The following is a 26,112-nucleotide window of genomic DNA, read 5'->3' on the forward strand; positions in this document are numbered from 1 at the left end:
GCCCGCTGCGGTTCGGTCGCCGCTCACGCGCCGTGCATCATGAACACCGGACGCACGAGACTGTTTGCATCGCCCCAGTGTTCGCCTACAGCCGACAACGGCTCGGTACGAGTCTCGATCGCGAGGCCCGCCGGCCCGGCCGCGTCGAACACGCCGCGCACGGAGTCCAGCAAACGCGGCAGCGGCACGCTGCCGAGGCCGCTGCCCATCAATTCGATTGCGGTTGCGCGCAGCACCGCGCCCGGCAGCAGCACGTCCGCGCCGCCGATCGAGCCGATCTGCACGAAACGCAGCCGGCGGCCATCGGGCGCCGCCTTCGCCGCGGCAACCAGCAGCGTCTGCGCACTGGCACCCCACAGATAGTCGAGCACGACATCCACGCCCGCGCGGAAATGTGGTTCGAGCGCTCGCGCCAGTTGCACGTCGTCCTGCTGCAGCGACACGACAGCATCCGCGCCGGCGTTCAGCAAAGCGTCCAGCGCGGCCGCGTTGCGGCCTGTCGCGATCACCTTCGCAGCGCCGAGATGCTTCGCGACCCGCACCGCCAGCCGGCCCGACGTACCCGTTGCGCCGTTGACGAGCACCGTCTCGCCCGCGACGAGCCGCGCGCGTTCGGTCAGCGCGGCCCAAGACGACATCCCGGGAATCGCGATCGCCGCGGCTGTGACGTCGTCGAGCGCGGCCGGCAGCGGCACGCACTGCGTGTCGGGCGCGATCGTGCGCTCGGCCATCGAGCCGAACGGCGCGGGGACACCGAAGAAATAGACGCGCTGCCCGTCGTCGAGACGGCCGACGCCATCGACACCCACGACGAACGGGTATTGCCCGCCGGACGAATAATGCGTGCCCGATGCGCGCCCCTGCGCCAGCCGGCTCAACGCGGATGCCGTCACGTCGACCAGCCGGTGGCCCGGCGTCGCGCGCGGCTCCTCGAATTCCATATAAACGGGGCGCTCGCCGGCGCCCTTCACGACTGCGGCTTTCATGGTGGCTCCTTGATTCGGGGATCTCGATCGACGGTTGCGGCGGACGTCAGCGCGCGTCGAGCCACGCGCGCAGCGCCGGATCGCGCACTTCCATCACGTCGAATAAGCCGAGCGCGCGCAGCGCGGGCAACGCATCGATCGCGTCGGCTTCCGCGCGTGCCCGGTCGGCGGGCGTGGCGCCGGGATCGGTCAGCACGCGCGCGTTGACCAGAAACGCGCCGACGGTGCCCTTGCGGATCGTCGTTCCGCCGGCATCGATCCGGTCGGCATGGTCGGGAAGCATCTGTTCGGCTCGCATCGCGTCGTACTCCGGTTGTCATCGATGGACGCAGTGTAGGCGTGCGAAGCCGGCCGATCTCCGGTATAACAGCCATTTGATACCGCTATCCGGCCATGTCCGATCCGCTCCTGCCCGCCCGATTCGTCACGTCCGACGACGGCCCGTTCGTCGTCGCCGCCGTCCTGTCGCAACGCGACCCGCGCGTGACCGCGCCGCACTCGCATGCGCGCGGCCAGCTCGTCGGTGCGCTGAGCGGGCTGCTGACGATCGGTCTCGACGACCGGGACTGGGTCGTGCCGGCGATCCACGCAATCTGGATTCCGCCGCATTGCCGGCATTCGCTGCGTTCGTTCGGGCCGATTTCCGGCTGGTCGGCGTTCGTCGCCGAAGCACGCTGCGCGGAGTTGCCGGATACGCCGCGCGCGATCCGTGCGTCGCCGCTGCTGCGCGAAGCGGTGCAGCGCGCGGCAAGCTGGGGCGATTCGGAACTCGATGCCGCGCAGACGCGAATCGCCGACGTGATCCTCGATGAAATTGCTGCTTCGGAAGTCGAATCGCTAAGCCTCGCGCGGCCGCGCGACGCGCGGCTCGTGCGCATCACCGACGCGCTGGCCACGAACCTCGCGGACAACCGGCGGCTGGAAGAATGGGCCGAATGGGCCGGCATCGGCGCACGAACGATAAGCCGCCGCTTCGTCGCGGAGACGGGGCTGACGTTCGCGCAGTGGCGTCAGCAGGCAAGGCTGCTGCGGGCGCTGGAGCGAATCGCCGACGGCGTGCCGGTGACGACGATCGCGCTCGATCTCGGGTACGACAACGTGAGCGCGTTCATCGACATGTTCCGGCGCGCGCTGGGGACGACGCCGGGGCGGTATATGGACGTAGCAAGATCAGCAGTCGGAACAATGGGAAGTCAGTCGTAACCCATCCACAGGGCTTGCGCCTGCGCACTCAATTCCGCCATCGCATCCACGATCGCTTGATCGCATTCTGCCCCGCAACGCGTCAGGGCAACGGCGCGGACACATCGACGAGCCGCCGCACGGCGATATGGGATCGCATTCGATGCAAGCGATGTCATCCGGTCCCTTTGCGAAACCTTGTGCCAATTCCCCGATTCGTCAGGCAGTGCCTCTGCGTTACTTGGCATATCTGCCACAGCCCCTCGCTCAATATGTCGTGTCACCGTTCTTTTCCGTCGGTCGAGATTCACCCTTGAACTGCGCCGCGAGCCGCTCCGCACTCCTCGCCAGCAGCGTCGTATCGACCCCGACCGCGACGAACAGCGCACCCGCTTCCAGATACCGCCGTGCCGCCGCTTCATCCGCACTCAGAATACCGGGCGCCTTGCCCGCCGCCTTGATCGTCCGGATCGCGCCGTCGATCGCGGCCTGCACGTCCGGGTGCCCCGGATTGCCGAGATGCCCGAGATCGGCCGCAAGATCGGCCGGCCCGATGAACACGCCGTCGACACCTTCGACGCACGCAATCGCGTCGATCGCATCGAGCCCCGCGCGCGTCTCGACCTGTACGAGCACGGCCATCTCGTCGTTCGCGCGATGCAGGTAGTCGCCGACGCGATTCCACCGCGACGCACGCGCCAGCGCACTGCCGACGCCGCGCATCCCGTGCGGCGGGTAACGCGTCGCGGCAACGGCCGCGCGCGCTTCGTCGGCGCTCTGCACCATCGGCACCAGCAGCGTCTGCGCGCCGAGGTCGAGCACCTGCTTGACGATCACCGGATCGTTCCACGGCACGCGCACGACCGGATGCGACGGATACGGTGCGATCGCCTGCAGTTGCGCGAGGATCGTCGGCACCGTGTTCGGCGCATGCTCGCCGTCGATCAGCAGCCAGTCGAAACCGGCGCCCGCGACGACTTCGGCACTGTACGGGTTCGCGAGGCCGAGCCACAGCCCGACCTGCGCGTCGCCGCGCGCGAGCGCGGCCTTGAAGACATTCGAAGGAATCCGCATCGCTCGCTCACTCGAAGTAGCACTGGATCGTCCCGAGCGGGCCGTAGTCGACGCTGAACGTGTCCCCCGGCCGCGCCGCGCACGGCCGCGTGAACGAGCCGCCGAGCACGATCTGCCCGGGTTCCAGCGCGACGTCGAAACGCGACAGACGATTCGCGAGCCACGCGACGCCGTTCGCCGGATGATTCAGCACGCCGGCCGCGACGCCCGTTTCCTCGACCACGCCGTTGCGCGACATGATCGCCGCGACCCAGCGCAGGTCGACGTCCTGCGGCCGCACCGGCCGCCCGCCGATCACGACGCCCGCGTTCGCCGCGTTGTCGGCGATCGTGTCGAACACCTTGCGCGGCCGTTTCGTATCGGGGTCGATCGACTGGCTGCGCGCGTCGATGATCTCGAGCGCGGGCACGACGTAATCGACTGCGTCGTACACGTCGAAGATCGTGCGGTTCGGGCCCGATAGCCGCTTGCCGAGCACGAACGCGAGTTCGACCTCGACGCGCGGCACGATGAAACGACCGGTCGGGATCGTGCCGCCGTCCGCGAAGAACATGTCGTCGAGCAGCGCGCCGTAGTCGGGTTCGTCGATCTGCGACGTGTTCTGCATCGCCTTCGACGTGAGGCCGATCTTGTGCCCCTTCAGCGTGCGGCCTTCCGCCAGCTTGAGGGTCACCCACGCGCGCTGGATCGCGTATGCGTCGTCGATCGTGATGTCGGGATGGTCGAGCGAGATCTGGCGGATCTGCTTGCGCTCGCGCTCGGCGTCGTGCAGACGTTGCGCGAGCTGGTCGATGATGGCGGTTTCGAGCATGGTCGGATCGGGAATGGGGTCAGCCGGCTCGCTTGTAGCGGGCGTGGATGTTGTTGTGCTTGTACGAGCCGCTTTCGCTGAACTCGGTCAGCTCCATCGACAGCGCGAGATAGCGTTTCGCGTACAGCTCGGCGAAATGCGCCTTGATCGCGTCGAACAGCGCGTCGCACGCGGCTTTCTTCGTGTCGTCGCTGCGGCCCGAGCCGATCTTCAGCGTCACGTGGACGAACGCGTCGTCCTCCGTGCCGTCGGCGACGCAGTAGTCCTGCAGCTCGATCGCGCGCGACCGGATGCCGCCGGTCGGGAACACGCCGCCCTGCGCGATCAGTGTTGCATTGATCGTGCGCAGCAGCGCGGGAATGCGCGCGTCGTCGCGGATGTTCGCGGTGTATTCGACGACGATGTGAGGCATGGCAAGTCTCCGGTCGGATGTTCGATGCGGGGCCGCGGCGTTCAGGGCAGCGGGAAGATCGCGTTGATCTGCCCCGTGCCCGAACTCGCGAAATAGTCGGTGACGATCTCGACGGGCTTGTCGTAACGATCCCAGCCGAGCAGGCCGAGCAGCATCGCCGTGTCGTGCATGCCGCCTTCGCCGTGGCAATGCGTGTTGTACTCGGGCAGCATCGCGCAGAACGTCTTGAAATCGCCCTGCTTCCACAGCTCGACCACGCGCAGGTCGACCTGCCGGAAGAACTCGCGGCTGATCTGGTGGATCGATTCTTCGGGGCTGCCGTTGTCGTTGAAGCGGTGCGACAGCGAGCCGCTCGCGAGGAACGCGACGTTCGAATCGCTTTTCCCGATCGCTTCGAGCAACGCCTCGCCGAAGCGCCGGCTTTCGTCGAGCGTGTGCCACATGCACCAGCCGGCGATCGACACGACCTTGAAGTGCTGGTCGCCGTTCATGTAGCGCATCGGCACGAGCGTGCCGTATTCGAGTTCGAGGCTGTCGATCTCGTGTGCGCGCGTCGCGATCCCGCGTGCGCTGGCCGTCTCGGCGATCAGCCGGCCGAGCGCCGGATTGCCCGGATACGCGTACTGCATGTCGCGGATGAAATGCGGCAGCTCGTTGCTCGTGTACGTGCCCGAGAACCGCGCATTGCAGTTCACGTGATAACCCGCGTTGACGAGCCAGTGCACGTCCGACACGACGATCGTGTCGACGCCGAGCGCACGGCAGCGCTCGCCGATCAGTTGATGGCCGCGGATCGCCGCTTCGCGGCAGCCGTGATGCCTGCCGGGCATTTCCGACAGGTACATCGACGGCACGTGCGTGATTTTCGCGGCGAGGGACAGTTTGCCCATCGTTCAAGTCTCCATATCGTTCGTGCTTCCGGCGAAACGACCCGCGCCCGTTACACGCCCCAGCGCGGAATGTGATGCGAACCCATCGAGATGCACACGTTCTTGATCTCCGCGAACACCTCGAAACTGTACTCGCCGCCCTCGCGCCCGGTGCCCGACTCCTTCACGCCGCCGAACGGCTGGCGCAGGTCGCGCACGTTCTGGCTGTTCACGAACACCATCCCGGCCTCGATGCCGCGCGCGAGGCGATGCACCTTGCCGACGTCCTGCGTCCAGATGTACGACGCGAGGCCGTACGACGTGTCGTTCGCGAGCCGCAGCCCTTCTTCCTCGTCCTCGAACGGAATCAGGCACGCGACCGGCCCGAAGATCTCTTCCTGCGCGATACGCATCCGGTTGTCGACGTCGGCGAACACGGTCGGCCGCACGAAGTTGCCGTTGCGCAGATGCTCGGGCAGGCCCGCCGGCTTGTCCGCGCCGCCCGCGACCACGCGCGCGCCTTCCTGCTCGCCGATGCGGATATAGCCGGTCACCTTCTCCCAGTGCTGGCGCGTGATCATCGCGCCGAGCTGCGTGGCCGGATCGGACGGATCGCCGACCACCAGGTTGTTCGCGCGGCGCGAAAATTCCTGCACGAAGCGGTCGTAGATCGTGCGCTGCACGAAGATCCGCGAGCCCGCGGTGCAGCGTTCGCCGTTGATCGAGAAGATCGTGAACAGCGACGCATCGAGCGCACGATCGAAATCCGCGTCGTCGAAAATCAGCACCGGCGACTTGCCGCCGAGCTCCATCGAATACTTCTTGAGGCCCGCGCGCTCCATGATCCGCTTGCCCGTGACCGTGCCGCCGGTAAACGACACCGCACGCACGTCCGGATGCCGCACGAGCGCGTCGCCGGCGGTCGCGCCATAGCCCTGCACGACGTTCAGCACGCCGGGCGGAATGCCGGCTTCGAGCGCGAGCCGGCCGAGCTGGTCGGCCGTCAGCGGCGACAGCTCCGACATCTTCAGCACGGCCGTGTTGCCGAGCGCGAGGCACGGCGCCGTCTTCCAGGTGGCCGTCATGAACGGCACGTTCCACGGCGACACCAGCGCGCACACGCCGACCGGCTGGTACAGCGTGTAGTTCAGCATCTGGTCGTCGACCGGATAGGTGCGGCCATTCATCTGCACGCACACTTCCGCGAAGAAGTTGAAGTTCTCGGACGCGCGCGGAATCAGCTGCTTGCTCGTCTGCGCGATCGGCAGGCCGGTGTCCTGCGTCTCCAGCGCCGCGAGCATCGGCACGTTCTTCTCGATCAGCTCGCCGAGCTTGCGCATCAGCTTCGCGCGCTCCTTCGCCGGCGTGTTCGCCCATTTCGGGAATGCTTCCTTCGCCGCGCGCACGGCCGCGTCGACTTCGGCCTCGCCGGCCGACGCGACGTCGGTGATCACGTCGCCCGTCGCGGGATTCAGCGTCGTGAAGGTCTCGCGGCTCTCGACTTCGCGGCCGTCGATCCAGTGCTTGATGGTCATGGGTTCTCCTTGGGCGACGGGCTCAGCCGGCGCGATAGTAGTCCGCTTCGGCGACGATCGTGTTCACGAGCCTGCCGATCCCTTCGATTTCGGTCACGACCTCGTCGCCCGGCTGCGTGTCCGCCAACCCCTCGGGCGTGCCGGTCAGGATCAGGTCGCCCGGCGAGAGCGTCATGAAGCTGCTGATGTGCTCGATCAGCGCCGGCACGTCGAAGATCATGTCGCGCGTGCTGCCGTGCTGCGTTTCCCGGCCGTTCACCGTCGTGCGCAGCATCAGGTCGCCCGCGTCGCCGATCTCGTCGCGGCTGACGAACCACGGCCCGAGCGGCGTGCAGGTGTCGCGGTTCTTCACGCGCAGGTTCGGGCGGTAGTAGTTCTCCAGATAGTCGCGGATCGCGTAGTCGTTCGCGACCGTGTAGCCGGCCACATAGTCGATCGCCTCCGCGCGGCTCACGTTGCGCGCGGGCCGGCCGATCACGACGGCCAGCTCGCACTCGTAGTGCATGTGGGTGGCATCCGCCGGGCGCACGGTGCGCGACCGGTGGCCGATGAACGTGTTCGGCCCCTTCAGGAAGATCAGCGGCTCGCTCGGTGCCTTGAACGCGAGTTCCTTCGCGTGGTCGGCGTAGTTGAGGCCGAGCGCGAACGTCGTGCGCGGCGCGACGGGCGGCAGCCATGCGACCGTCTCCTCGGCAACCACGCGCCCCGTGTCGAGGCGGATCGCGCCGTCGCCGGCCGGCTCGGCCGCATGCAGTGCGCCGTTGCAGATCACGCGCGCCGTCTTCATCGTGTCTCCTCCGCAATCAGCGTATGCCGCAGCGTGCCGATGCCGGCCGCGGCGATCTCGATCGTGCTGCCCGCGCGCGCGCGCGGCGCGCCGCCGGCGACGCCGAGCAGCAGCACATCGCCGGCGTCGAACGACATGAACGCCGTCACGTCGGCGATCAGTTCGCGCACGGGGCGAATCAGCGTCGCGGTCGACGCCGATGCGGCCACCTCGCCGTCGATCCGCACGGTCAGTGCGAGCGCGTCGACCTCGGCCAGCGCGGCGGCCGGCACGATCGCCGGGCCCAGCGGGCAGAAGCCGTCGCGACACTTGAAGCGCACGGCCGGACGGTAGTAATCGGGATGCGGCACCGACACGTCGCTCGCGAGCGTGAAGCCGTGCACGTAGTCGAGCGCCTGTGCGGCCGGCACGCGCGTGGCGCGCCGGGCGAACACGACGGCCACCGACGCGCCGATCTCCAGCGCATCGACGCCGGCCGGCACGACGACGGCCGCGCCGTCGGCCGCATGCGTGTTGGCCGGCTTGATGTAAAGGATCGGCGCCTGCGGAGGGCGACCGTAAGGCGGTGCGTTTACCGCATCGCCGAGCGCGTCGAGCGCCGCGCGCTCGTTCAGCAGCGCACCGTAGACGGTACCGATGGCGACCGGCAACGGCGGCGCCGCGGCGGTCGTGCAAGACAGCTCCATGCGTCATTCCCCTGCCGCGCGTCGCGGCGCATCGTCAATACTTAACATCTTAAGTAAACAATCGGGTGCTGGCAACCTCGATTACCCTGATACGCGAAATTCACCACCTTCGGCTGTTAAGATTGATGCGTCCCCGTCCACTGTCCACCCCGATGAACCGTACGCTCGACCATCGCAACCTGGCCATGCTGCTGCTCGAGGCCCGCGAAACGCTGATGGGCCTGTTCCGCCCCATTCTCAAGGAATTCGCACTGACCGAACAGCAATGGCGGATCATCCGCGTGCTCGACGGCGAACCGGCGCATGCACTCGAAGCGGGACAGATCGCGCGGCGCTGCTGCATCCTGAGCCCGAGCCTCACGGGCGTGCTGGAACGGATGGAGCGCGACGGGCTGATCACGCGCACGCGCGCGCAGGAGGATCAGCGCCGGCTGCTGGTCAGCCTGACGCCGCAAAGCAGGAAACTCGTCACGGAAATCGGTCCGCGCATCGACGAGCAATACCGGCAGCTCGAGTCGCGCTTCGGCCAGGACGGCCTGGAAGACATCTACCGCGCGCTCGACCGGCTCATCGAACTCGGCGGCAACGCGTGATGATGGTGCCCGCTCCCGCCAGCCGCGGGAACGGGCGCCGGTGCAGCGCGGGCGGTCAGTGCATCGCGCCGCGCATCAGCTCGGTCACGGCGACGCCGCGCGACGTGCGCATGCATTCCTCGACGTAATCGATGAACGGCAACGGCTCGAAATCGATTTCGTCGCGCACGCGGCTGTTGTCGAACACGCGATCGACCGTCGCGAATTCCGCGCAGCGCTGCAGCGCCCGGCCGATCACGCGCTCGAGTGCAGGATCGGGCCGCCCGAGCACGTCGCGCACCACCAGCGGCAGCTCGGCCGGCGCGCACGCCGCGTAGCGCGGCGCCCCCGTCATCCCCGCTGCCTCGTCCATCGCACGCACGATCTGCGCGACCTGCGGCGCCTCGTCGCCGGCCGACACGTGATAGAGATCGTGCGCGAGCGTCGGTTTGACGGCCAGCAGCATCGTCGCGCGCGCCACGTCGTCCACCGACACGATGTCGATGCGCGTCATCGGCCGTGCGGTGAAGCGGCGCGCGGCATGCGCAAGCCGGAACATCCAGAACGAGTTCGGCGCGGGCCGCGTGCCGAGCACCGTGTGGCCGACGACGTGCGACGGCCGCACGACGACGAGCGGCAGCCCGAGCGCGCGCAGGCGCTGCTCCGTTTCCGCCTTCGCATGCAGGTAGTCCGCCGCGAGCACCGCACCCGGCAGGCCTCCGCCGTGTTGCCCGACATCGTTCGCCGCGTCGTCCGCCACGACTGCTTCGTGCACGATGCCGCCGCGCCCCGCATGCGCATAGGCCGTGCCGACGTAGACGAAGCGCTGCAGACGCGGCGCCCGTGCAAAGCGTTCGGCGAAGCGCACCGAATCGGCGATGTCCGCCTGCAGGTGCGCGCCGTCGGCCGGCGACGCATGGCCGGCGCAGTGGATCACGTGCGTCGCGCCGGCGAGGCGCGGCGCATCTGCGCCCTGCCACACGTCGCCGAGCGCGCCGACGATCACGTTCGCGTCGGTCAGGCGCGACGCCCAGTACGGCGTTAGCCCCGCGCGCAGCGCCGCTTCGCGCAGCCGCGCGACGGCGTGGCCGCGGTCCTGCGCGCGCACGACGCACACGATGCGTTCGAGCAGCCCTGCGTTGACGAGCGCCGTCAGCACGGTACTGCCGATGAAGCCGGTCGCGCCGGTCAGCACCAGCCGCCCGACGTTCGCCGCCGCGACCGGTGCGCTGGCCGGCGACACGAGGCTCGTCCGCCAGTTCAGCGACAACGCGGTTTTCCAGATCAGCACGATAGTCTCCTTCGAAGAGTCGGCCGGGCGGCGCAGCGCCTGCGGTTGCGGGCTGCGCACGGCTCACCGGCCGGGCCGGAGCTGACACGCGCCCCGGCAGTCCCGATCGGGCGTGCGGCCCGCGATCGCGTCGATCGCACCTCTGGCACGAGGCGGCAGCCGCCGAGGACGGGCGTCCGCAGCACAGGATCGGGAAGTTCCCAGTGTGGGGCCCGATCGCGTGCAAGTCTGTCCCGAAAGTATCGTGAAAGTGTGCCGATTTGTGCGCGATTGTTGGAGTGTGTCGTTCCGGCCGCGCCGTCAAAACGCTGAAACATCGGGGCGGACCGCATTCCGGCGGTGCCGGATTGCGTCGATCGGCCCGGTTTCGGCGGCGGCCCGCGCGCGACAGATCGACGCGCCCCCCGGCCATGTCATCCCATGTCTCGAACGTCGCCGATGCGCGCGTCGACACCGCAATCGCCGATGCCACGTACGTTTGCGCGCGCCGCCGAAATGTCCGTGAATCGTCAGACGTCGTTTCATCTGAAACCGAAATGGACTCAATATGGATTTATTGCGGATTATCGCTTGCGTTTCACACCAGTCTATCTAGACTGTTCAAGTCCAAACGGTCAAATTCGTCCTTTCTTTCAGGAGACGTTCCAATGCGCCTCACCATTCGAATTAATGGCAGCGAATCGGCAACCCGGCAATCCTTCGCGGTACTGTGGGTGGATACCGACGAGGGACTGTGGTCGCGTGAGGCACATCAGGGCATCGATCTTCCGACTTGGGGCAAGGTCCGCGACGTCGAGGGCGCAATGGCGCTCTGCGCGGCCGACGGCGGAAAAGCCGTATGCCAGTTGAAGGGTCTGTCGTTCGGCGCGACGCAGCGCGAACAGGGCCCTGCCGTGCTCGCCGGCAATCATCCCGGCGCGTGGCGGCTGCAGGCCGTCGATCGCTGCACGACCCAGCCGGAATACCGGGAATTCATTTCCGTCGCCCGATAGAAAATTTTTTACGTAAAACGTCTGCGGTTTTCGGGTTTATTCCAGTTTCAGAGATAGTCATTTCGATATTCAGTATTAACAGCGCCTCATTCCGGGGCGCTTTTTATTTTCCGCTATTAAAGAAATAACCGAGGGCCGGGCAATTGATCGCATACCGGCGACGGCCGCGATCGACCGCCAGCGGACACCGCACGCCCGGATCGAGACACCGCCGAGCGCCCGTCGCCCAGCGTCTGCTGCGGCGGCGAAAATCCGCTCGCGTCCACCTTTCCGGCACCACCTTTCAGCGCTTGCCGGATGATACCGCCCGCCTTTTCACGGGGCCGGAACATACTTTCCCCACACGACGTTTACTCATTTATTACAATCGCATTATTCAGACTGACCCGCCGCCGCCCGGCGGCCCGACCCGGCCATTGCATGAGCGTGAAAAAGAAGACCCACCCCGCCGATCCGTACTCGGCCGCGACGAAGAATCCGATGCTCGCGTCGCGCCTGCCGATGTGGCGCTCGAAACTGGTCGTGATCGTCGTGTTCCTTGCGTTCGCCGCGCTGCTCGCGCGCGCCTTCTGGGTGCAGGTCGCGAACCAGGATTTCTACGTCGGCCAGGGCCAGAAGCGCTACCAGCGCACGATCGAGCTCGATGCGATGCGCGGGCGCATCGTCGATCGCAACGGCGCGATGCTCGCGGTCAGCCTGTCGACCTATGAAATCTGGGCGAACCCGAAACAGGTCGCCGATACCGACTATCCGCAGATCGCGAAGCTGCTCGACCTGCCGCTCGGCGAGGTCAAGCGGCGCCTCGGCAACGACAAGACGTTCGTGCTGCTCAAGCGGCAGGTCGACGCGGACACCGCGGGCCGCCTCGACAAGCTCGCGATCGACGGCATCACGCAGATCGCCGATTCGAAACGCTTCTACCCGGAAGGCGAATCGGCCGCGCACGTGGTCGGCTTCACGAACGTCGAAGACAAGGGCCAGGAAGGCGTCGAACTCGCGGCGAATGCGCGCCTGTCGGGCACGTCCGGGCAGCGCGAGGTGATCCGCGACCGGCTCGGCCGCATCGTGTCGGACACGCGCCCGCTCGTTCCCGCGCAGCACGGCGCGACGATCGAGCTGACGATCGACCGCCGGATCCAGCAGCTCGCGTTCAGCCAGCTCAAGACGGCCGTGATCGAGAACAACGCGATCGCCGGCAGCGTCGTCGTGCTCGATGCGCAGAACGGCGAGATCCTCGCGCTCGCGAACTACCCGACCTTCGACCCGAACGACCGCGCGCGCCTCACGGGCCAGCAGTTGCGCAACCGCGCGGTGATCGACACGTTCGAACCCGGCTCGACGATCAAGCCGCTCGTCGTCGCGCTGTCGATCGACGAGCGCAAGGTCACGCCGAACACGATCATCAACACGTCGCCGGGCACCTACAAGATCGGCCCGGCCGTGATCCACGACACGTCGAACCACGGGTCGCTGACGGTCTCGCAGGCACTGCAGAAATCGAGCAACGTCGCGCTCGCGAAGCTCGCGCTGAACCTGCCCGCCGAAACGATCTGGAACAAGTATCAGGAATACGGGATCGGCCGCGCGCCGGAGCTGACGTTCCCGGGCGTCGCGTCGGGCCGGCTGCGCGGCTACAAGCGCTGGCGGCCGATCGAGCAGGCGACGATGGCGTACGGCTACGGGCTGTCGATGTCGCTGCTGCAGATCGCGCAGACGTATACGGCCTACGCGGGCGACGGCACGCTGCACCCGGTGTCGCTGCTGAAGAACGGCACCGACCAGCAGACGATCGACGCGCATCGCGGCCACCGCGTGACGTCGCCGCAAACGGCCGCATCGATTCGCTCGATGCTCGAGATGGCGGTCGGCGAAGGCGGCACGGGGCGCCGCGCGCGCGTCGACGGCTACCGGATCGGCGGCAAGACGGGTACCGCGCGCAAGCAGGTCGGCGCGACCTATGCGAAGGGCAAGTACCGCGCGCTGTTCGCGGGGATGGCGCCGATGAGCAACCCGCGCCTGATCGTCGCGGTGATGATCGACGAGCCGCGCGGCAAGGGCTACTACGGCGGCACGGTGGCCGGCCCGGTGTTCGCGTCGGTCACGAGCGGCTCGCTGCAGTTGCTCGGCGTGCCGCCCGATGCGCCGGTCGAACCGGAGAAGCCGCAGCCGGCCAAGGCGGTTGCACCGCAGAAGACGGTCGAGGCGCCGAAGGCGGCGGCTCGACCGAAAACGGCTGCCGCGCAGAAAACCACCGCACCGTTGAAGACGGCCACGCAGCCCGGCACGACCGTGCCGACGAAGGCGGCGGCAAGCTGAAGCCGCCAGGCGGGCGGTGCGGCATGCCGCACCGCCCGCGCTCCATCTCCGTCCCCCGCTTTCATCCCACTTTCCAGAAACGCCCCGCATTATTTGAGCGTTCCGGCTGCGCCCTCCTGCAATTCTTTCGCGCTGCGGGCGGTCTTGCCCGCGCGCCGTCAATGCGCCGCCGCTGCTACCGGCTTCACCATCCTGCCGAGCACATGCTCGGTCATCCCGCGCGCGAGTTCGGTCTCGCCCATGAACACGGTGCCGATGCCCTCGCTCGACAGCAGCGCGGCCTCGTCGCCGCTGTTCGTGCACAGCACGACCTCGAGCGTCGGGTTGAGCGTGCGCGAGATCTCCACGATCTGCCGCACGTCGAACACGTCCGGCAGCGTGACGACCAGCATCCCGGCGCGCGCGATATGCGCCTGCACGAGCACGATCGGCTCGATCGCGTCGCCGGACACGGCCGCGATGCCGTCGGCTCGCAGCTTCTCGACGAGCTCGCGGTTCTGCTCGACGACGACATACGCGATCCCGCGCTCGTCCAGCGCATGCGCGATCCGCGTGCCGACCTTGCCGTAACCGACGATCACGACCTGCCCGGTCAGGTGCGTCTGCGGCGTCGACATCGGCAGCGCGGCGAGCGGATCGTCGCGCGCCTCGAGCTTGCGCGCGAACGCCGAATGCTTGCGGATCCACGCGAGCGCCGGATCGATCATCGCGAACAGCAGCGTGTTCATCGCGATCGAGATCAGCGCGACCGCCAGGATCAGGCTTTGCCCCTCGGCCGACAGCAGCCCGAGCGCACGGCCGAGCCCCGCGAGGATGAACGAGAATTCGCCGATCTGCGCGAGGCCCGCGCCGACCGTCAGCGCGGTATTCAACGGATAGCGGAACGCGATCACGAGCGCGACCGCCGCGAGCGTCTTGCCGACCAGCACGATCGCCGCGACCTCGATCACGTGCAGCGGCTCTTCGATCAGCACCTTCGGGTCGAACAGCATCCCGACCGAGATGAAGAACAGCACCGAGAACGCGTCGCGCAGCGGCAGCGTCTCGTCGGCCGCGCGCCGGCTGAATTCCGACTCGCGCATCATCATCCCGGCGAAGAACGCGCCGAGCGCGAACGACACGTCGAACAGCTTCGCCGCGCCGAACGCGATGCCGACCGCGGCCGCGATCATGCACAGCGTGAACAGCTCGCGCGAGCCCGTGCGCGCGACGAGCCACAAAATGCGCGGGAATACGCGCTTGCCGACCACGAGCATCAGCGCGATGAACGCCGCGACCTTCAGCATCGTCACGCCGAGCGTGCCCCACACGCTGCCGCCGGCCGCCTGCGCATCGCCGGGCGGCGTGCCGCCGAGCAGCCCCGCGACGGGCGGCAGCAGCACGAGCACCAGCACCATCACGAGATCCTCGACGACGAGCCAGCCGACCGCGATGCGCCCGTTGACCGTCTCGACGAGCCCACGCCCCTCGAGCGCGCGCAGCAGCACGACGGTACTCGCGACCGACAGCGCAAGCCCGAACACGAGCGCCGCACCGAGGCTCCAGCCCCACGTGAGCGCGAGCCCGCCGCCGAGCAGCGTCGCGACGGTAATCTGCACGACGGCACCCGGCAGCGCGATCTTGCGCACCGCGAGCAGGTCGCCGAGCGAGAAATGCAGGCCGACGCCGAACATCAGCAGCATCACGCCCACTTCGGCGAGCTGCTGCGCGAGCGACAGGTCGCCGACGAAACCGGGCGTGCCGGGGCCGATCACGATCCCGGCGAGCAGATAGCCGACGAGCGGCGGCATTTTCAGCAGCGACGCAAGGTAACCAAAGATCATCGCGAGACCGAAACCGGCCGCGAGCAACGCAATCAGGCTGACATCATGGGGCATCCCCCCTCCCGAGCTCTTGTAACTATTTAGTAAGGTTCAAGAATGGAAGGATAAGGGATGAGGCGGAACAATGGCGCGCTACCGCGAAAATTTCGCCCGGCGGCGCGCGCCTTTGCGGGGTGCAACCCCGGCGCAACGGCAGGCGCCGCGCGGGCTCGGCGGCGCCTTGAAGCGGCTCGGACAGGCGGGGCTGGCGCCCCGCCTCCCCATCAGCGCGACGCTTGCGGGAACCGCGCGCCCGGCGGCGGTTCGGGGCGGGTCGACGGCACGCTCTTGCGCACCTTCGCGACCTGCGCGGCCGTTACCGGCGCGCCCGTGTTGCCCCAGCTCGTGCGCACGAAGTTCGACACGTCCGCGACTTCCTGGTCCGACAGGCGCCAGCCGAACGGCGGCATCGTGAAGGTCGACGGCGCGGTGTGCGTGCCCTGCAGCGCGCTGCCTTCCAGCACGACGTGGATCAGCGACGTCGGATCGCCGCCCTGCACGACCGGGTTGCCGGCGAGCGCCGGGAACACGCGCGTGTAGCCGTGGCCGTCGCTGCGGTGGCACGCCATGCAGTTGTCGCGATAGACGGCCGCGCCCGGCTTGCTCGCGTCGCCAGCCTGCAAGGCCTTCGCGGCGGCCGCGTCGTACACGTGCGGCTGCTCGCCCTGCACGCGCGGCGGCAACGTCTTCAGGTAGCGCGCGATCGCATTCAGGTCGTCGTCGGTCATGTGCTGCATGCTGTGGCCGACCACGTCCGTCATCCCGCCGAACGCGGCCGTGCGCAGCGTGCGGCCGGTCTTCAGGAACTGCACGATCTCGGTTTCCGTCCACGTGCCGAGCCCGGTGCGCGGCTCGCCGCGCAGGCTGGTCGGCACCCAGCCGTCGATCGCCGCGCCGCCGGCCAGGAAGTCCGGGCCGTCCGCGTCGGTCAGCCCGCGCTCCTGCATCGTCGGCGCGCGCGGCGTGTGGCACGCGCCGCAGTGGCCGAGACCCTGCACGAGATACGCGCCGCGCGCGACCGCCGGGTCGGTGTACGGTGCCGCGTCGAACGGCTTCGGCGACGGCGCGAACATCTTGCGCCAGATCCCGAGCGGCCAGCGCATCGACAGCGGCCACACGATGTCGACCGCGCGGTTCTCGTGCTCGACGGGCGCGACGCCGTGCATGAAGTACGCATACAGCGCCTTCATGTCGTCGTCGGTGAGGCGCGCATAGGACGGGAACGGCATGGCCGGATACATCGTGTCGCCGTTCTTGCGCACGCCCTCGCGCACCGCGCGGGTGAAGTTCTCGAACGTCCAGCCGCCAAGCCCGGTTTTCGGGTCCGGCGTGATGTTCGTCGAATAGATTCCGCCGATCGGCGTGTCGAACCTCAGCCCGCCCGCGAACGGCTTGCCGCCGCTCGCCGTGTGGCATGCGATGCAGTCGCCCGCGCGGGCCAGGTATTCGCCGCGCTTGACGAGGTTCGCGTCGGCGGATCGAGCCGCAGGCGCGGCCGCCGGGCCCGAAGCCGCCGCGGGCGCAACCGCCGGTTGCGCGAAAGCCGCGGTGCCCGCGAGGCCGAACGCGGCCCAGGCCGCGCCGGCCGCCAGCGCGCGCCGCACCGGGGAAAGGCGGCGCGCGGCGTTGTGGTTCATCGTCCTCTTCATGCGGTCACCAGCGGGGCGGGATTCTTCAGGTATTGCTCGCGGATCGCGCGTGCCGACCAGTAGGCCAGCGCCGCGATGATCCCGGTCGGGTTGTAGCCGATGCCCTGCGGCAGCGCCGACGCGCCCATCACGAACACGTTGTGCACGTCCCAGCACTGCAGGTAGCGGTTCAGCACGCTCGTCTTCGGGTCGGTGCCCATGATCGCGCCGCCGACGAGGTGGGTCGTCTGGTACGCGCGCGAATCGAAGTGCTTGCCGAACTCGCGCGTCGACACGCCGATCGCCTTCGGCCCCATCGCTTCCGCGATCTTCTTCATCTGCCCGGTCACGTACTGCGCCATCCTGATGTCGTTGTCCTTCCAGTCGAAGGTCATCCGCAAGAGCGGCTGGCCGTACGAATCGCGATAGGTCGGATCGAGGTCGAGATACACGTCGCGGTACGACATGTTCGTGCCGTGCGCGTCCATCGAGATCGTGTGCGCGTAGTAGTCCTTCACGGACTTCTTCCACGCCGAGCCCCACTGCGGCGTGCCGGGCGGCGTCGCAATGCCGCTGATCGGCTTCGCGCCGGCCTGGTTCACCCACAGCGGCGAACCGCCGACGAAACCGAGCGGGCCGTGGTCGAAGTTGTCCGCGTTGAAATCGTCCACCGCGACGCCGTTGCCGCCCGCGCCGATGAACGGATTCGTGTAGGTGTCCTTGTCGAAGAACGCCTTGATCGTCGACAGGTTCTGGTACGCGAAATTGCGGCCCACGACGCCTTCGCCCGAGATCGGGTCGTACGGCTTGCCGATGCCCGACAGCAGCAGCAGGTGCACGTTGTGGTACTGGAACGCAGCGACGATCACGAGATCGGCCGGCTGGTGCACTTCGCGCCCGGCCGGGTCGACGTAGGTGACGCCCGTCGCGCGTTTCTTCGTGTCGTCGAGGTCGACACGCAGCACGTGGCACTTCGAGCGCAGCTCGAAGTTCGGCGCCTGCTTCAGCGCGGGCAGGATGTTCAGGTTCGGCGACGCCTTCGAGTACATGTAGCACGCGTAGCCGCTGCAGTAGCCGCAGAAGTTGCATGGGCCCATCTGCACGCCGTACGGGTTCGTGTACGGGCCCGACGTGTTCGCCGACGGCAGCCGGTACGGATGCAGGCCGAGCGACTGCGCCGCGTCGAAGAAGCGCTGCGCCGAATAGGTATTGAGCTGCGCGGGCAACGGGAAGTTGTTGCTGCGGTTCGCTTCGAACACGTTGCCGTCGCCGACCACCTTGCCGCCGACCTTGTACGCCTGCCCCGACGTGCCGAACACCTTCTCGGCGAAATCGAAATGCGGCTCGAGCTCGTCGTAGCTGACGCCGGTGTCCTGGATCGTCATCCCGGCGGGGATGAACTTCTTGCCGTAGCGCTCTTCATAGTGGCTGCGCAGGCGCAGCTCTTCCGGCGTGATCCGGAAGTGCACGCCCGACCAGTGCAGCCCCGCGCCGCCGACGCCCTCGCCCGGCAGGAACGCGGCGAGCTGCCGGTACGGCAGCGCGGTGTCCTGCACGCCGTGGCGGATCGAGACGGTCGTCTTCGACAGGTCGACGAACAGCTTCTTGCGGACGTTGTAGGTCAGCTCGTCGATCGTGTTCGGATACGCGCCGTCCGGATAGGTGTCGCGATACTCGCCGCGCTCGAGCGCGACGACCTTCAAGCCCGCTTCGGTCAGTTCCTTCGCGAGAATCGCGCCGGTCCAGCCGAAGCCGACGATGACCGCATCGACATGCGGCTTTTTCTCTGCGGCCATCAGGTGCGCTCCCCGTTGATCGAGACGGGGCCGTACGGATAGGGCTTGCCGTTCTGGTTGACGAAATCCATGAAATCCGCGCGCGCGCCCGGGAAGCCAATCATCTTCCATGCGGCCATGTCGCGATTGCCGCCGTGCACCGGATCGCAGAAGTAGCCTTCGCGCGTGTTCTGCAGCAACTGGCCGAAGAACACGCCGGGCGGCACGTCGTCGATCTGCGCGCCGCCCTTCTCCAGCGCGCCGAGCACGGTGTCGCGCGTCGGCGCGTCGAGATCCGCGAACGTGTTGCCGTGGGCCTTTTCGCAATAGCGGTTGACGGCCGCGATGCCGAGCCGGTAGATGTCGCGCGGCACGAGCTTCAACTGGTAACCGAGCTCGGGCACGCCCTGCTGGAACGGCCCCTGCATGTACCACGTCGCACCGTGCGCGTACGGCGTCTCCATCTGGCGGTCGATGAATTCGGGCACGCCCGATTCGAGCGCGCCGGGGCCTTCGGCGTCGGCCGGAATCAGCCGGTCGACGGCAGCCTGGACGAACGCCCACTCCTTCGCATCGAAGAAGGTCGGCTTGTACGGGGCGCGTTCGGCGCTGGCGGAAGCGGCGGGCGCGTTGCCGGCCGTCGTCGCGGATGGCGACGACGCGCGCAGGTCGCAGCCGGCGACCGACGCGATCGGCACGAGCGCGACCGACGTGCGCAGGAAACGGCGGCGCGAGTTGGGTTTGTCAGGTGGCGTGGACATGGTCGGATGTTGATCGTTGGGGATCGGGGGCCGGACGCGCGCATTCCGCATACGGCGGGTCCGGCACGGCAGCCTTGCCGCATGCGGCCGGCCGTCCTGTTCATTCGTGTGTTGCGAACAACCTCGATGCGGGCGCCGGCCGCGCAATGCGCGACGGCGCCGTCATGCAGCCGCGTGCGTGCCGGTTCCGGCGGCGCGGATCGACCTCTTCGCGGGCCTTATCGTCGGACAAATACCGGCCTGTCGGCCTGGATCTGCCCGCCATCGCCATGACCATGTTCAACCTGGACGCCGCGCTTGCCACAGCAGGCGCGACGCGCACGGCCCTCTCTCGGGTCCGGCGACGAGTGCCGCGAATTATATATGGAACCGGTTCCATTGCTAGATGGTTCGATGCAATTCAATGCATCGAAAATTGCAACAATCGAAAAATCCGGAAGCGGGAATGCGCAAGGATGGCGCGCTCGCCGGCCGAGCCGCGCGCCGGGCAGGCTATCGGCCTGCGTCGGGCGGAACCGACGGCTGTCTGTTTCCAGCCACGCGGCGCAACGCGTCGGTGCCGGTTTGCACGGTGCTCTGGTAGCCTCCGCGCCTCATGAATATACGGAAGAACAAACCGCCGGTGCATCTGTCGCCGGACATCCGGACTGCATTGGCCGTCGGCACACGCTACGGCGTGCCCGCGATTCTCGAAGTCGATGCGCAGCACATGCACCGGCAAGGCCACACGCTCTTCGTCGCCGAAAACGGCGTATGGCTGACCGACGCCGTGCCGGCCGAATATCTCACGCAGATCGACACGCCGGCGCGCTGAGCCGCACGCCGCTCACCGCGGCCAGAACATCGACGCAAGCGACAGCGCAAGCGCCGCGCAAAGCGGCGAGTAATACAGCGTGTCCATCCGCGCGAAACGCGACCCGCGAACCCGCTTGAAGAAGCCGACATAGCGGAAATCGCCGACGGCCCGCACCGCGAAGATCAATGCGAGCGCAACGACCGCGAATGCGATCGTGTCGGGATACGCGTTCCGCCCCAGCCAGCCGGCACGCGCGGCGACCACGCATGCGCCGGCCAGCAGCGCCGCCGCGACGCCAAACGTGCCGACGGCGGTCGGCCGCAGCAGCGGCATGCCGTCCTGTTCCGGAATGGCCGCACGCTTGCCGAGCCGCCCGCCAAACGCCCAGTAGACGTGAACGAGCGCGATCGCGCAAAGCGTCGGCACGCTGAAATACGCGCCGGTCATGTCGGTAAATGTCCTCGTCTCGTTGTCTCGTCGTTTTGCCGGAAGATTCCGGCACGCGGCCCCGGCCCGCGACACGCAAGACGATACCGAAACCCGGCATCGCGTGCATTGCGGCGTCCGGTCGCAACCCGCCGCAGTGCGTGCTGCGGTGCAATGCGCAGACATCGTCGTGCCGGCCGCCCGCTTGACTTCCCTCAACGCACTACTACGCTGGTATTCCAGTACTGCGGTCGGCATGCCCCTGCGCAACCGGCCGCACGCGCATCGTTCGCCGCGCGGCGCAGATGCACGACAACGATAACGAGGCCATGGAGGCGACTCATGCTGATCGGTGTGCCGAAGGAGATCAAGAACCACGAATACCGCGTCGGCCTCACGCCGGCCGGCGCGCGCGAACTCACGCGGCACGGCCATACCGTGCTCGTGCAGCGCGGCGCGGGCACGGCGATCGGCCTGCTCGACAACGACTACACGGCCGCGGGTGCATCGCTGTGCGACGGCGCCGACGAAATCTTCGCGCGCGCCGACATGATCATCAAGGTCAAGGAGCCGCAGCTGGTCGAATGCGCGATGCTGCGGCGCGGGCAGATTCTCTATACCTACCTGCATCTCGCGCCCGATCCCGAACAGGCGGCCGCGCTCGTGAAGTCCGGCGCCGTCTGCATCGCGTATGAGACCGTGACGGCGCCCGGCGGCGGCCTGCCGCTGCTCGCGCCGATGAGCGAGGTGGCGGGACGCATGTCGATCCAGGTCGCGGCGACCCACCTCGAAAGCCCGCGCGGCGGCCGCGGCCTGCTGATGGCCGGCGTGCCCGGCGTGCCGGCCGCGCACGTGGTTGTGCTCGGCGCGGGCGTGGTGGGTACCGGCGCGCTGCAGATGGCGGTCGGCCTCGGCGCGCGCGTCACCGTGCTCGACAACAACGTGAACCGCTTGCGTCAGCTCGACCTCGTCTTCGCCAACCGGATCACGACCGTCTGCTCGAATGCGCATACGATCGACGAAGCCGTGCGCGAAGCCGACGTCGTGATCGGCGCGGTGCTCGTGCCCGGCGCATCGGCGCCGCGGCTCGTCACGCGCGACATGATCGCGACGATGCGCACGGGTGCGGTCGTCGTCGATGTCGCGATCGACCAGGGCGGATGCTTCGAGACCTCGCATGCGACAACGCATGCGGACCCGACCTTCGTCGTCGACGGCGTCGTGCACTACTGCGTCGCGAACATGCCCGGCGCGGTCGCGCGCACGTCGACCTTCGCGCTGAACAACGCGACGCTCGGGCATGCGCTCGCGCTCGCCGACAAGGGCTGGAAGCAGGCGATGGCCGACGATCCGCACCTGCGCGCGGGCCTGAACGTCTGCGACGGACACATCACGTACGAAGCGGTCGCGCTGGCGCTCGGCCTGCCTTATGTGCCGGCCGCCGGCGTGCTGGCATGACATGAACGCACGGCTGGCAGCACGCGTTGCCAGCCGTCTTCACGCACCCTTCGACCGGCTCCGCTTCGACCCGCCGCCCCCACCCATCGTGCGCGCGAGCAGCGGCCGCAGTTGCGCGAGCGTGCGCGTGTTGAGCACGTCCGGCCGCGTGAGCCAGCCGCGTCGCGCCTGATCGACGCCGTACGCGAGGTTGTCGAGTTCGTCCGCGCTGCACGCATCCGAGCCGATCGCGACCGGCACGCCGGCCTTCGCGGCCTCGCGGCACCAGATGTCCGGCAGGTCGAACCGCCGCGGCTGCGCATCGAGTTCGACGAAGCAGCCGCGCGCCGCGGCCTGCGCGATCACGCGCGGCACGTCGAGCTCGCATGCGTCGCGCTCGCCGAGCATGCGGCCGGTCGGGTGCGCGAGTATCGTGAAATGCGGGTGGTCCATCGCGCGCAGCATGCGGTCGGTCTGCGCGGCGCGCGACAAGTCGAAGCCGTCGCGTACCGCGCCGACGACGAGATCGAGCCGGCCGAGCATCGCGTCGGGCATGTCGAGACTGCCGTCTTCAAGAATGCCGGCTTCCACGCCCTTGAGCAGCACGAAATCGTCGAACGACGCATTGACGCGATCGATCTCGTCGAGCTGCCGCGCGAGCCATTCGAAGCTGTTGCGGCCGCCGTCGGCAGGCGGTGCCCGGTCGGTGACGGCCAGGTACGCGAGCCCGCGTGCGCGCGCCGCGTCGGCCATCGCACGCAGGCCGTCGCGGCCGGCCGATGCGTTCGTATGCGCATGCAGGTCGCCGTGGATATGCTTGCGCTCGACCAGCGCCGGCAGCGTGCCCGCGCGCGACGCGTCGATCTCGCCGCGATTCTCGCGCAGTTCGGGCGGCACGACGTGCAGCCCGATTGCATCGTAGACCGACGCCTCCGTCGTGCCGGCAATCCGCTCGTCGCCGCGAAACACGCCATATTCGTTGATCTTCAGCCCGCCGGCCTGCGCGATCCTGCGCAGCGCGATGTTGTGCGCCTTCGATCCGGTGAAGTAGACGAGCGCCGCGCCGAACGCATCGGCGTCGACGACGCGCAGGTCGACCTGCAACCCGCCGTCGAGCACGACGCTCGACTTCGTCTTGCCGTGCGCGAGCACGCGCGCCACCTTGTCATAGCCGACGAACGCGTCGGCGACGGCCACCGGATCGCGTGCAGTGGCGAGAATGTCGAGATCGCCGACCGTCTCGCGGCGGCGGCGAAAACTGCCGGCCGGCACGACCTTGCCGACGCCTGCCACCGCGCGCAGGCGTTCGAGCAACGGCGTCAGCGCTTGCTCGGCATCCGGCAGCAGGAAACGCTGCGGTTCGCGCTGCAGGCGATCGTCGATCGCTTCGAGCAGATGCGCTTCGGTTTTCGCGCCGAAGCCCGGCAACTCGCGCACGTGCCCGCTCTTCGCTTCGACGCGAAGCTGTTCGAGCGAATCGACGTGCAGTGCGTCATGCAGTGCCTTCACGCGTTTCGCGCCGAGCCCCGGTACGTCGAGCAGCTCGACGATCGCGCCCGGCAGCGCGTGGCGCAGCGTTTGCTGCAGTTCGCAGGTGCCGGTCGCGGCGATCTCGCGCAGCTTCGACGCGAGATCGGCCCCGATCGACGGAATCTTCCCGAGATCGTCGCCGTTCGCGATCATCGTCGGGATGTCGCGCCCGTAGTCGGCGATCGTACGCGCGGCGTTGCGGTAGGCACGCACGCGGAACGGATTGGCGCCCTGGATTTCGAGCATGTCCGCGATTTCGGCGAACACGGCCGCGCACTCGGCATTGTGGATCGGCATGATCGGCGTGGCTCCCTTCCACGTGGATGGCGCCGCACGCGTGCGCGACGGCGTCTGCCCGCCCGGCGCCGCATGTCGACGCCGCCGGGCGCCCGTTCGTCATGCTACGCCGGCCGCGCATCGCGTGCAGCGCGAAAGCGGGATCGCGAGCGCGACGTCAGAGCGATGCGCGCGGTGTCGTCGCGTAGCGTCGCTCGTAGACCGACTGGCAGTGCGTGCAGCGCTCGGCGGTCGGGCGCGCGAGCAGGCGCTCATAGTCGACCGGCGTATCGCAATCGATGCATTCGCCGTAGCTGCCGTCGCGCATCCGCAGTTGTGCGCGTCCGATCGCACGCAGTTCGGTCAGCTTCATGCCGATCAACGCATGATCGACGTCGACGAACAGATCCGCGTTCGCCTCGTCGCCCTCGTCCGGCGACGCGCCGGCAAGATCTGCATAGGATTCCGACGCGCGCTGGTCTTCGCTCGTGCGGATCTCCGCACGCAGCGTCTGCTCGCTTTCCTTCAGCCGCTGTTGCAGCATCTGCCGTTGTTGTTGGTCGAGCGCCATGGCCGTCTCTCCTGTTCCGGGTTCCGCGCGGAAAGTGTGGCGCGCGGTGTCGCGCCGGTGCGCGGCGGATAGACACGACCGGCGCCGCCGCGCCCGGATATGCGCCCGGGCGCATGAAGCGCCGGATGCATTCGACGCAGGATAAACCCATTGAACACGCGTGTGTTGACCGGAATCAGCGCGGCGCTCGCCGCATGCTTGCGGAAACTGGGGACGGACGCGAAAACGCGCCATCGCCGGATTCGTCCGATGCAAACGCCGCGAAGGATCGCTCGATCCGCAGCGCAGCATGACGTCATCGCACGTCAGGCATCGGCACGAACGATGTCGAGCAATGCGCGCGCCGAGCGCTGCCAGCTGTAACGCTGCGCATGCTCGCGGCCCATCGTGCGCAGCCGCGCACGCAGTTCGGGATCGTCCATCACGCGCGCGATCGACGCCGCGATATCCGGCGGCGAATACGCGTCGCAGAACAATGCCGCTCCGCTGCAGACTTCCGGGAGTGCGCCCTCGTGCGACACGACGACGGGGCAGCCGCACCGCATCGCCTCGAGCGGCGGCAGCCCGAACCCTTCGTACAACGATGGAAAGACGAAGCAGCCGGCATGCTCGTACAGCGCCTTCAGTTCGCCGTCGGTCACGTAGCCGGCCCACGTGATGTATGGGTCGTCTTCGCGCAAGCCGGCTGCCCGTGCGCCGAAGATCTTCGCATTGGCGCCGCCCGCGATCACGAAGCGCAGCGTCGGATGCGACTCGCGCATCAGCGCGATCGCGGCAAGCGCGCGCACGAGATTCTTGCCGGGCGCGAGCGACCCGACGAACAGCACGTAGCGGTCCGCCTGCAGATTCAGCCGCGACAGCACGCCGGAGTCGGCATCGATCCGGTCGATATGATCGACTGCGCCCGGCACGACCGACAGGCGTGCGGGCGGCACGCCAAGCCGCGCGGCCAGCCGCGCCCGCGAAAAATGCGAGACCGTCACGATATGGCGCGCGCGCCGCTTCAGGATCGAGAACGCAAAGCGATACCACAGACGGAACGCGAGCGAATAACCCGCCGGCAGATCGAAAATCGCCGCATCGTGAATCATCAGCAGTTGATCGCGCTTCGCCAGCGGCCCGATGTTGCACAGGCTCAGCAAGGTCCGGCCGCGCGTCGTGCGCGGCAGCGTCCATTGTTCCCAGAGTGCGCCGTGGTGGCGACCGGAGGCCTGCGACCGCGCGCCGTCCGGCAATGCCGCCGGATCGTGATCGGACGGCACGACCAGCGCCGGCGCATCGTCGGCGTTCGCGATGCGCGCGAGCTCGGCCGTCAGTTCGTATGCCACCCGCTGAACGCCCGTCATGCGCTGCGCAGTGAATTTTCCGTTGATTGCGAGGCCGCGCAACCGCGCGGTGTGCGCGGCTGTGCCGACGCCCCGTTTCGCGCGCGCTTCCTGCAATACAGGTGCGCCTCGCTCCCGAATCGACGTTGACATGATCGTGACTGTTCCGATGGCTGCGGCGCGATTGCGCGCCGCCGGACACCCCGTTGCGC

Annotated in this window: 24 protein-coding genes; 6 read left to right on the plus strand and 18 right to left on the minus strand. The window is 68.1% G+C overall.

What is annotated here, in order from left to right; translation table 11 throughout:
* Positions 1-23: 23 nt before the first annotated feature.
* Positions 24-986, minus strand: coding sequence for a quinone oxidoreductase family protein (locus AC3WLY_RS12740; protein WP_492308277.1), 963 nt, complete (start codon positions 984-986; stop codon positions 24-26).
* Between the two features lie 46 nt (positions 987-1,032).
* Positions 1,033-1,284 (minus strand): hypothetical protein, encoded by a 252-nt coding sequence (locus AC3WLY_RS12745; RefSeq protein ID WP_034179673.1) that lies wholly within the window; start codon positions 1,282-1,284, stop codon positions 1,033-1,035.
* A gap of 95 nt (positions 1,285-1,379) precedes the next feature.
* Between AC3WLY_RS12745 and AC3WLY_RS12750 the strand changes: the two genes are divergently transcribed.
* Positions 1,380-2,189 carry an AraC family transcriptional regulator gene (locus AC3WLY_RS12750; RefSeq protein WP_492308276.1) on the plus strand — a complete coding sequence of 270 codons (810 nt, stop codon included), beginning with the start codon at positions 1,380-1,382 and terminating at the stop codon, positions 2,187-2,189.
* A gap of 246 nt (positions 2,190-2,435) precedes the next feature.
* On the opposite strand, the gene hpaI is transcribed toward AC3WLY_RS12750, so the two are convergent.
* Genes hpaI through AC3WLY_RS12785 form a run of 7 tightly spaced genes read right to left on the minus strand, consistent with a single transcriptional unit; the run spans position 2,436 to position 8,342 of the window.
* Positions 2,436-3,242 (minus strand): 4-hydroxy-2-oxoheptanedioate aldolase, encoded by an 807-nt coding sequence (gene hpaI / locus AC3WLY_RS12755; RefSeq protein WP_175958992.1) that lies wholly within the window; start codon positions 3,240-3,242, stop codon positions 2,436-2,438.
* Between the two features lie 7 nt (positions 3,243-3,249).
* On the minus strand, positions 3,250-4,053 hold the full coding sequence (hpaH, locus tag AC3WLY_RS12760; protein WP_492308275.1) for a 2-oxo-hept-4-ene-1,7-dioate hydratase: 804 nt from the start codon (positions 4,051-4,053) through the stop codon (positions 3,250-3,252).
* Positions 4,054-4,072: 19 nt separating this feature from the next.
* Positions 4,073-4,465 carry a 5-carboxymethyl-2-hydroxymuconate Delta-isomerase gene (locus AC3WLY_RS12765; RefSeq protein ID WP_034179677.1) on the minus strand — a complete coding sequence of 131 codons (393 nt, stop codon included), beginning with the start codon at positions 4,463-4,465 and terminating at the stop codon, positions 4,073-4,075.
* 41 nt (positions 4,466-4,506) lie between these two features.
* On the minus strand, positions 4,507-5,355 hold the full coding sequence (hpaD, locus tag AC3WLY_RS12770) for a 3,4-dihydroxyphenylacetate 2,3-dioxygenase (RefSeq protein ID WP_175958990.1): 849 nt from the start codon (positions 5,353-5,355) through the stop codon (positions 4,507-4,509).
* A gap of 50 nt (positions 5,356-5,405) precedes the next feature.
* The gene (gene hpaE, locus AC3WLY_RS12775) at positions 5,406-6,869 is read right to left on the minus strand and encodes a 5-carboxymethyl-2-hydroxymuconate semialdehyde dehydrogenase (protein WP_204422810.1); all 1,464 of its coding nucleotides are present in this window, start codon (positions 6,867-6,869) and stop codon (positions 5,406-5,408) included.
* Positions 6,870-6,891: 22 nt separating this feature from the next.
* Positions 6,892-7,656 (minus strand): fumarylacetoacetate hydrolase family protein, encoded by a 765-nt coding sequence (locus tag AC3WLY_RS12780; RefSeq protein WP_492308274.1) that lies wholly within the window; start codon positions 7,654-7,656, stop codon positions 6,892-6,894.
* Positions 7,653-8,342, minus strand: a complete 690-nt coding sequence (locus AC3WLY_RS12785; protein WP_347063020.1) for a fumarylacetoacetate hydrolase family protein — start codon at positions 8,340-8,342, stop codon at positions 7,653-7,655. Before AC3WLY_RS12785 ends, AC3WLY_RS12780 begins: the two co-directional genes overlap by 4 nt.
* A 152-nt stretch (positions 8,343-8,494) precedes the next feature.
* Between AC3WLY_RS12785 and hpaR the strand changes: the two genes are divergently transcribed.
* Positions 8,495-8,935: a homoprotocatechuate degradation operon regulator HpaR gene (gene hpaR, locus AC3WLY_RS12790; RefSeq protein ID WP_034179682.1), complete on the plus strand. Its 441-nt coding sequence runs from the start codon at positions 8,495-8,497 to the stop codon at positions 8,933-8,935.
* A 55-nt stretch (positions 8,936-8,990) separates the two neighbouring features.
* Here the strand turns inward: hpaR and AC3WLY_RS12795 are convergent, their stop codons facing one another.
* Positions 8,991-10,205 carry an SDR family oxidoreductase gene (locus AC3WLY_RS12795; protein ID WP_310139717.1) on the minus strand — a complete coding sequence of 405 codons (1,215 nt, stop codon included), beginning with the start codon at positions 10,203-10,205 and terminating at the stop codon, positions 8,991-8,993.
* 647 nt (positions 10,206-10,852) lie between these two features.
* Between AC3WLY_RS12795 and AC3WLY_RS12800 the strand changes: the two genes are divergently transcribed.
* Together AC3WLY_RS12800 and AC3WLY_RS12805 are read left to right on the plus strand one after the other, a co-directional pair.
* A complete protein-coding gene (locus tag AC3WLY_RS12800; protein ID WP_072436660.1) occupies positions 10,853-11,197 on the plus strand; it encodes a DUF3564 family protein in 345 nt (114 codons plus the stop codon).
* Between the two features lie 420 nt (positions 11,198-11,617).
* Positions 11,618-13,513 carry a peptidoglycan D,D-transpeptidase FtsI family protein gene (locus AC3WLY_RS12805; RefSeq protein WP_492308273.1) on the plus strand — a complete coding sequence of 632 codons (1,896 nt, stop codon included), beginning with the start codon at positions 11,618-11,620 and terminating at the stop codon, positions 13,511-13,513.
* A 158-nt stretch (positions 13,514-13,671) separates the two neighbouring features.
* Here the strand turns inward: AC3WLY_RS12805 and AC3WLY_RS12810 are convergent, their stop codons facing one another.
* The 4 genes from AC3WLY_RS12810 to AC3WLY_RS12825 all read right to left on the minus strand — a co-directional run bounded on the left by AC3WLY_RS12810 (position 13,672) and on the right by AC3WLY_RS12825 (position 19,539).
* A complete protein-coding gene (locus tag AC3WLY_RS12810; protein ID WP_174417852.1) occupies positions 13,672-15,390 on the minus strand; it encodes a cation:proton antiporter domain-containing protein in 1,719 nt (572 codons plus the stop codon).
* Between the two features lie 209 nt (positions 15,391-15,599).
* Entirely contained in the window at positions 15,600-17,024 is a 1,425-nt protein-coding gene (locus tag AC3WLY_RS12815) for a cytochrome c (RefSeq protein ID WP_175958984.1), read from the minus strand.
* Positions 17,021-18,799, minus strand: coding sequence for a GMC family oxidoreductase (locus AC3WLY_RS12820; protein ID WP_217586849.1), 1,779 nt, complete (start codon positions 18,797-18,799; stop codon positions 17,021-17,023). The genes AC3WLY_RS12815 and AC3WLY_RS12820 overlap by 4 nt, the downstream gene beginning before the upstream one ends.
* Positions 18,799-19,539, minus strand: coding sequence for a gluconate 2-dehydrogenase subunit 3 family protein (locus AC3WLY_RS12825; RefSeq protein ID WP_175958982.1), 741 nt, complete (start codon positions 19,537-19,539; stop codon positions 18,799-18,801). Before AC3WLY_RS12825 ends, AC3WLY_RS12820 begins: the two co-directional genes overlap by 1 nt.
* 595 nt (positions 19,540-20,134) lie before the next feature.
* On the opposite strand from AC3WLY_RS12825, the gene AC3WLY_RS12830 reads away from it, so the two are divergent.
* Positions 20,135-20,353 (plus strand): RNA 2'-phosphotransferase, encoded by a 219-nt coding sequence (locus AC3WLY_RS12830; protein WP_492308272.1) that lies wholly within the window; start codon positions 20,135-20,137, stop codon positions 20,351-20,353.
* 12 nt (positions 20,354-20,365) lie between these two features.
* On the opposite strand, the gene AC3WLY_RS12835 is transcribed toward AC3WLY_RS12830, so the two are convergent.
* Positions 20,366-20,782, minus strand: a complete 417-nt coding sequence (locus AC3WLY_RS12835) for a DUF3995 domain-containing protein (RefSeq protein WP_492308271.1) — start codon at positions 20,780-20,782, stop codon at positions 20,366-20,368.
* Between the two features lie 321 nt (positions 20,783-21,103).
* Between AC3WLY_RS12835 and ald the strand changes: the two genes are divergently transcribed.
* Positions 21,104-22,219 carry an alanine dehydrogenase gene (gene ald / locus AC3WLY_RS12840; protein ID WP_492308270.1) on the plus strand — a complete coding sequence of 372 codons (1,116 nt, stop codon included), beginning with the start codon at positions 21,104-21,106 and terminating at the stop codon, positions 22,217-22,219.
* 39 nt (positions 22,220-22,258) lie between these two features.
* Here ald and polX read toward each other — a convergent pair whose 3' ends face one another.
* The 3 genes from polX to AC3WLY_RS12855 form a co-directional block, all read right to left on the minus strand.
* On the minus strand, positions 22,259-24,025 hold the full coding sequence (gene polX, locus AC3WLY_RS12845; protein ID WP_492308269.1) for a DNA polymerase/3'-5' exonuclease PolX: 1,767 nt from the start codon (positions 24,023-24,025) through the stop codon (positions 22,259-22,261).
* A 157-nt stretch (positions 24,026-24,182) separates the two neighbouring features.
* Positions 24,183-24,575: a TraR/DksA family transcriptional regulator gene (locus tag AC3WLY_RS12850; RefSeq protein WP_492308268.1), complete on the minus strand. Its 393-nt coding sequence runs from the start codon at positions 24,573-24,575 to the stop codon at positions 24,183-24,185.
* A 305-nt stretch (positions 24,576-24,880) separates the two neighbouring features.
* Positions 24,881-26,053, minus strand: a complete 1,173-nt coding sequence (locus AC3WLY_RS12855; RefSeq protein ID WP_492308267.1) for a glycosyltransferase family 4 protein — start codon at positions 26,051-26,053, stop codon at positions 24,881-24,883.
* Positions 26,054-26,112: the final 59 nt, after the last annotated feature.

It is taken from the genome of Burkholderia sp. FW306-1C-G01B (genome assembly GCF_058781685.1).